This window comes from Nostocoides australiense Ben110, assembly GCF_001050535.1.
Lineage (GTDB): Bacteria > Actinomycetota > Actinomycetes > Actinomycetales > Dermatophilaceae > Nostocoides_A > Nostocoides_A australiense.
This window is the reverse complement of record NZ_HG764815.1, coordinates 1,638,563-1,645,514: the sequence shown is the minus strand read 5'-3', so window position 1 is coordinate 1,645,514 and position 6,952 is coordinate 1,638,563. Positions and strand designations below refer to the sequence as shown.

6 protein-coding genes are annotated in these 6,952 nt (G+C 69.3%); 1 reads left to right on the top strand and 5 read right to left on the bottom strand.

Going from position 1 to position 6,952, the window contains the following annotated elements:
- A partial coding sequence (rsmI, locus tag BN11_RS07830) for a 16S rRNA (cytidine(1402)-2'-O)-methyltransferase (protein WP_048696387.1) occupies positions 1–511 on the top strand: 511 nt, incomplete at its 5' end.
- Positions 512–538: 27 nt separating this feature from the next.
- Here the strand turns inward: rsmI and BN11_RS07825 are convergent.
- The 5 genes from BN11_RS07825 to BN11_RS07805 form a co-directional block, all read right to left on the bottom strand.
- A complete protein-coding gene (locus BN11_RS07825) occupies positions 539–1,237 on the bottom strand; it encodes a spermidine synthase (protein ID WP_053084036.1) in 699 nt (232 codons plus the stop codon).
- 116 nt (positions 1,238–1,353) lie between these two features.
- Entirely contained in the window at positions 1,354–2,316 is a 963-nt protein-coding gene (locus BN11_RS07820; RefSeq protein ID WP_048696386.1) for a carbohydrate kinase family protein, read from the bottom strand.
- Between the two features lie 4 nt (positions 2,317–2,320).
- A complete protein-coding gene (locus BN11_RS07815) occupies positions 2,321–4,777 on the bottom strand; it encodes an alpha-ketoacid dehydrogenase subunit alpha/beta (protein ID WP_048696384.1) in 2,457 nt (818 codons plus the stop codon).
- Positions 4,778–4,811: 34 nt separating this feature from the next.
- Positions 4,812–6,185, bottom strand: coding sequence for a dihydrolipoyl dehydrogenase (gene lpdA / locus BN11_RS07810; RefSeq protein WP_048696382.1), 1,374 nt, complete (start codon positions 6,183–6,185; stop codon positions 4,812–4,814).
- Between the two features lie 11 nt (positions 6,186–6,196).
- Positions 6,197–6,952: 2-oxo acid dehydrogenase subunit E2 (locus BN11_RS07805; RefSeq protein WP_162213185.1), on the bottom strand; the 756-nt coding region annotated here is incomplete at its 5' end.

The following is a 6,952-nucleotide window of genomic DNA, read 5'->3' as shown; positions in this document are numbered from 1 at the left end:
CCTGCCGGTCACCTGCGCGCCCGGGCCGAGCGCGGTCCTGATGGCGCTGGCGCTCTCCGGGTTGCCGGTGGACCGCTTCGCGTTCGACGGCTTTCTCCCGCGCAAGCCGGGGGAGCGGACCCGGGCTCTCGCCGAGCTCGCCGCCGAGCGGCGCACGATGGTCTTCTTCGAGGCGCCGCACCGCACCCCGGCGACCCTGGCCGCGATGGCCGAGGCCTTCGGTGCCGACCGCCCGGCAGCCGTCTGCCGCGAGCTGACCAAGACGTATGAGGAGGTGCGCCGCGACAATCTGGGCCGGCTCGCGGAGTGGGCAGCCGACGGGGTCCTCGGGGAGATCACCATCGTCGTGGCCGGCGCGCCACCGGCGGCCGCGGACCTGCCCTCCGCCGTCGCTCAGGTCCAGGACCTCGTTGCGGCCGGCACCCGGCTCAAGGACGCCAGCGCCGAGGTCGCGGCGCTGACGGGGTTGTCCAAGAAGGCGTTGTACGACGCTGCCCTGGCCGCCCGTTGACCGGCGCGCAGACGCACGTCCGGGCTATCACTGGTCGATCCGGGACACTACATAGATGGCGTAGTCGAACGAGCGGCCCTCCCGTTCGATCGGCAAGACCCGCTCCTCGACGGTGACGCCGGGGTCACCCGCGGCGAGGAGTGTGAGCCGGGCCAGCAGGCCGGGTTCGAGCTGAGCTGCCCAGATCGCGAGAATCCCGCCGGGGGCGACTCGCCGCAGCATCGCGCGGAGGCTTGTCTCGGCATACAACCCCGCATTGTGTTGGTGCACAAGGAAACTGGGCCCGTTGTCCACATCGAGCAGGATCGCGTCGTATGCCGCGCCCTCCGCGCCGAGATGGTCCCCGACGTCGGCGGCGACGAGGTGGACGCGCGGGTCTGCAGCGACCCGGGTGAGCGTCGGGACCAGGCCCTCGCGGGCCCACGCGACGAGCGTGTCCTCGATCTCGACCACCGTCACGGAGACGACCCGCTCATCCGCCAGCACCGCCAGCGTCGTGTGCCCCAGTCCCAAGCCGCCGACGAGGACCCGGCGGGGATTCGCGCACCCCGTCAGCCCTGCGCGGGCCAGTTCGATCTCGGTCGACATTTCAGCGTCGTCCATCGCGAACACCCCGGCCACGATGAGTTCGTGCACCGGCCCCTGCAGGCCGTCGCGAACTCGCAACGCCAGCTCGCCGCGCGACGTCTGCGCGCGCGCCAGCGTGCGGGGCCGGTCGTCGGTCACCGGGCGATGCTCAGACGACACTGGTCGCTCGGACACTGGTCGCTCGGACACTGGTTGCTCGGACACTGGTTGCTCAGACACAGGTTGCTCAGACACAGGATGCTGGACACCAGCGGTCAGGTGGCGGCGGGCAGGTCCGTGGTCCAGGGCGGGTTGGCGCCCGCCTGCTGGACCGTATGCGTCGCAGCCGTGCCGGCCCATGTCAAGATCGTTTCCAGCGCAGCATCATCCAGCGCCTCGATCGCCGCGACGCTGAGCCGGCCGGTGTGGTGCAGGTCGGCCAGGAGCGCGGCCATGAACGAGTCCCCGGCGCCGATGGTGTCAATGACGGGCACGGGCGGCGGCTGGTAGGCCGCCGACGCGTGCCGGGTCCAGGCACGAACGGGTTTGCTCCCTTCGGTCAGCACCACGAGACTGACCCCCTCGTCGAGCCAGCGGCGCATCACCTGCCCCGGCGGCGCGCCGGGGGCGATGGCGGCGCAGTCCTCATCGCTGCACTTGACGATCGTGCTCACGCGAGCGAGCGCCTCGATGCGGGAGACGAAGGTTTCGTGATCGGTGACGAGGGAGGGCCGCACGTTGGGGTCGAGGGTGAGCACCCGGCGACCGGCCTCGCCGAGGAAGAGCTCGGTCAAGGTGCTCGCCTGCGGCTCCATCGCCAAGGCGATGGATCCGATGTGCAGCGCTGCTCCCTCGGGAAGCGTTCCGCCCCAGGAGGATTCGGTCAGGTGCTGGCGCGTGAGGCCGCGGTCCGCGGCGCCGGAGGCGTGGAAGGAATAGGACGGCTGCCCGCCCTCGCTCAGGTGCACCATGGCGAGTGTCGTGAGGTCGTCGGTCTCGAGGATCAGGTCGGTGCCGACGCCGGCCCCGGCCAGATGGGCGCGCAGCATCCGGCCGAAGTGGTCGGTGGATAACCGCCCGAGGAATGCCGTCGGCACGTCCAGGCGGCCGAGGCCGATGGCGACATTGAGACACGAACCGCCGCAGTGCGGACGATAGGCGACATCGCCCGCGGGCAACCGGATCGGTTCGAAGTCGATCAGGCTGTCGCCGGCGACGACGATGGCCGGACGCGTCATGCGGCTACACCCCGAGCCGGCTGCGGCGCATCAGTTCGCCCTCGGTCTGGTTGCTCGTGGGCGTATGCCCGGGCAGCGGCACGATCCGCTCGTGGACGGCGTCGAGGATCCACTCGGCCTGCGGGAAGAAGATGTCCTCCAGCTCTGGGGCGGGGGTGACGTGGTTGCGCGAGCCCACGACCGTGACCGGTGCGTCCAGGACGTCGAAGGCCAGGGTCTGGACATCGGCGGCGACCTGCTGCAGGAACGAACCCCGTTGCACCGCATCGGAAGCCAGCAACAGGCGGTGGGTCTTGCGCACCGACTCCAGCAGCGGCTCGTAGTCGAGCGGGCACAGGAATCGCAGGTCGACCACCTCGGCCGACAGGCCGTGGCGCTCCTGCAGGAGGTCGGCCGCCTCCATCGCCCGATAGAGCGTCGCGCCGTATGTCGCGATCGTCAGGTCGGATCCGGCCCGCCGCACGACGGGCAGGCCCTCGGGGGTCTCGTAGTAGCCCTCCGGCACCCCGCCGGCCTCGAACTCCTCGCCCTTGTCGTAGAGCAACTGGCTTTCGAGGAAGACGACGGGGTCGGTGCCGCGCAGCGCCAGATTGAGCATGCCCTTGGCGTCGGTCGGGGTGGCGGGAAAGTAGACCTTGAGACCCGGCATGTGAGCCACCAGCGCCGACCAGTCCTGCGAGTGCTGGGCGCCGTACTTGCTACCCACGGACACGCGGATAACGAGCGGCAGCTTCAGCAGCCCAGCCGACATCGACTGCCACTTGGCGGCCTGGTTGAAAATCTCGTCGCCGGCGCGACCGAGGAAGTCGCAGTACATCAGCTCGACGACCGCGCGACCGCCGGAAAGCGCATAGCCGACACCGGCTCCGACGATGGCGGCCTCGCTGATGGGGGAGTTGAAGATGCGCCGATAGGGCAGCATCTCCGTCAGCCCGCGATAGACGGCGAAGGCGCCACCCCAGTCCCGGTTCTCCTCGCCCCACGCGGCCATGGTTGGGTCGGTCGCGAAGCCATGCGCCATCGCCTCGAAGAGGGCGTCGCGGAAGGTGAACATCTTGATCTTCGACACGGCCTTGCCGTCGGAATCGTGGGCCGTGCGGACCTTGGTCGCCAGCGACTTGCTGCGTGCGTTCTCCGAAACCGGCTCGGAGAGTTCGGGTTCGCCCTCGGTGAGGGCAGGCTCGTTGCCATTGGAGAGCATGACCGACTCGATGAACCGGTCGGTCACCCGCGGGCACAGGTCCTCGTCGGTGGCGATGCGCAGCACCTCGAGCAAGCGGTCGCGCACCTCCTCACGCATCGTGTCGATGGCGCCCTGCGTCATGACCTTCTTGCTCACCAGCAGCTCGCCGAAGGCATGGATCGGGTCGGCGTGCTCCCACAGCTCGACCTCGTCGCGGGTGCGATAGCTGGAGGCGTCGGACGGGGAATGGCCGGCGAACCGGTAGGTGATGGTGTCGAGCAGCACCGGTCCGCGGCCCTCGAGGAGGATTTCCTTCTTGCGGCGGATGGCGTCGGCCACGGCGAGGGGGTTGTAGCCGTCGACGCGTTCGGCGTGCATCTGCTCGGGGTTGACGCCGGCGCCGACGCGAGCAAGGGTGCCGAAGCCCATGGTCTCGCCGGAGGTCTGTCCGCCCATGCCGTAGAAGTTGTTGAAGAAGTTGAAGATGATCGGCGGGTTCCCACCGTCCTCCTCGCGCCACAGGTTGCGGAACTGGTCCATCGCCGCGAAGGTCATCGCCTCCCAGACGGGGCCGCAGCCCATGGAGGCGTCGCCGATATTGGCGATGACGATCCCCGGTTGCCGGTTGATCCGTTTGAACAGCGCCGAGCCGAGCGCGATCGGTGCTGAGCCACCCACGATCGCGTTGTTGGGCATCGACCCGAACGGGGTGAAGAAGGCGTGCATGGAGCCGCCCATCCCGCGGTTGAAGCCCGACTGCCGGGCGAAGATCTCGGCGAGCGTGCCGAAGAGGACGAAGTTGAGAGCTACTTCCTCCAAGCCCTGGCTCGGGAGCTTCTCGGCATACCGCAGCGTGTCCCCATCGAGGAATCCCTCCATGGTCGCGGCTAGCTGGTCCGCGTCGGTCTTGCGGATCGCCGACAGGCACTTGGCGAGGATCTCCCCATGGCTGCGGTGGGAGCCGAAGACGAAGTCGACGGGTTCGAGCGCCATGGCTTGGCCGACCGCCGCCGCCTCCTGACCCATCGACAGGTGGGCGGGGCCGCGGTGGTTGTATTCGAGGCCGAGCCAGCTGCCGGTCTTCTTCAGCGAATCGAGCATCGACTCGAACTCGCGGATAGTGACCATGTCCCGCAGCACATCGCGCATCCCGTCCTTGCCGAGTCGCTCGACCTCGGCGGCCCAGTTCATCTCATAGGCGTTGACGGGGAGCTCGCGCAGCGCGACGACATCGTGCCGGCGTACGACGCTCGGGTCGACGATCAGGGACTTGGTCATTTCATATCTACCTTCGGTGGCAGGGGCGGGCGGCTTAGCTGAAGATGGCCCATGACGCCTCGCGGATGCCCTCGGAGACGGTGGGGTGAGGGAAGACGATCTGGCGCAGGTCGTCGATGGTCAATTCGTTTTCGAGCACGCTCACGGCGCCCCAAATCATCTCGGGGGCATAGGTTCCGAGCATGTGGATTCCGCGCACCACCCGCGAGCCGGTCTCGGCGACGAGCTTGACGGCGCCCGGGGCCCCGACGCCGTTCTCGGCGACGAAGCGCCCCGAGAGATAGAGCGGCACGACAGCGGAGGTGACGTCGAGCCCTCTGGCTTCGGCCTGGGACTCGCTCAGGCCGACGCCCGCGGACTCGGGAATGGCGTAGACGGCCCACGGGATGGTGTCCTCGCGCAGCCGTTCGCCCGGCGGCACCCGCCCGAGGCTGAGGATGTTGGCCGTGGCGATCTCGGCCATCCGGTACGCCGCATGCGCGAGGAGACTGCGCCCGGTCACATCCCCGACGGCCCATACGCCCGGGAGGTTGGTGCGCATCGTGTCGTCGACACGGATCGCGCCACGGACCAGGTCCAGGCCGGCCTCGGCCGCGCCGGAGTCGGCGATCCGGGGACGCCGACCGACGGCCATCAGCACCGTGTCGGCGGTCAGGGCCTGTTCGCTCCCGTCGGCGTCCGTGAAGCGCACCGTCGTCGAACCCGGCTCTCCGTCAAGTGATTCGACACGGCAGCCCAGGTGGAAGGTGACGCCCTCGATGCCGGCCCGCACCCGCGAGGCGATGTCGGTGTCCATGAACGGCAGGATCTCGGGGAGGAGTTCGACGACGTCGACCTGTGAGCCGAGCGCGGCGAAGAGGCTGGCGAATTCGACCCCGATGACCCCGCCGCCGATGACGACGAGGCGCTCGGGGATGACCTCGACGGCGAGCAACCCGGTCGAATCGACCACGCGGCCGTCGGCCCCGGGGATGGGGGGCATGACCGGCTCGGATCCCGTGGCCACGATGACATGGTCGGCCTTGTGGACGCTGCCTGCGACCTCGACCCGCCCGGCTCCGACGACCCGGGCGTGCTCATGGACGATCGTCACGCCGAGGCGGCGCAGGTTCGCCTGCACACCGCCGACGAGGGTCCCGACGGTCTTGGCTTTCCAGGCCTGCATGGCCGACCAATCGGCTTGCACGCCAGTGACATTGACGCCGAACATGGCGCCGTCGAGGGCATGGCGATAGGTCTTGGCCGAGTGCAGCAGGCTCTTGGTCGGGATGCAGCCGACATTGAGGCAGGTGCCCCCGACGGTGTCGGCCTCGGCCAGCAGCACCCGCATCCCGGCATGGCCCAGACGCTCGGCGGCCAGGTAGCCGCCGGGGCCACCACCGATGATGATGACGTCGTAGTCGCTCATTGCTCGCCTGCTCACCCGACGATCGCGAGGTCGATCTCGGCGATCACCGTCGTGAGGTCACGCAGGAAGCGGGCCGCGTCCGCTCCGTCGATGACTCGGTGATCGGCGGTGAGGGAGAACCCGATCCGCTGCTCGGCGACCAGCTCGCCGGCCGCGCCGATCGCGGCACGGGTGGAGATCGCATCGACACCGAGGATGGCGGTCTGGGGCGCGTTGATGATCGGGGAGAAGCTCTCGATGCCGAAGGCACCGAGGTTGGAGACGGTGAAGGTTGCCCCGGCCAACAGGTCGGGATTGATTCCGCCCGATTGGGCCTCGCCGATCAACGACTTGGTGTGAGCCGCCAGCTCGCGCAGCCCCATTCGGCTCGCGAACCGGACCGTCGGCACGAGCAGCCCGCGAGGGGTGTCCACGGCGATGCCGAGGTGCACGTCCTCGAAGGTGCGCAGGATGCCGTCCTCGAGGTGTGCGCTGAACACCGGGTGTCGAGTCGCCGCGCGAACGGCCGCGAAGTTGACCAGGTCGCCCAGGGTCACCGCGTCCACACCCATCGCGGGGTCGGACGCCTTGAACCGGGCCCGCAGGGCGAGCAACGCCGACGCCGGTGCCGATGACGTATAGGTGACGGTCGCGGTCGAGGAGACCGAGTGCATCATCCGCTCGGCGACGATCTTGCGCACTCCCGTGAGCCGGGACTCGGTGACCGCTCCCGGGAACTCGCCGTCGGCTGCGGCGAGGCCCGCGGCAGCCGGTGGCGACGCGGCGAG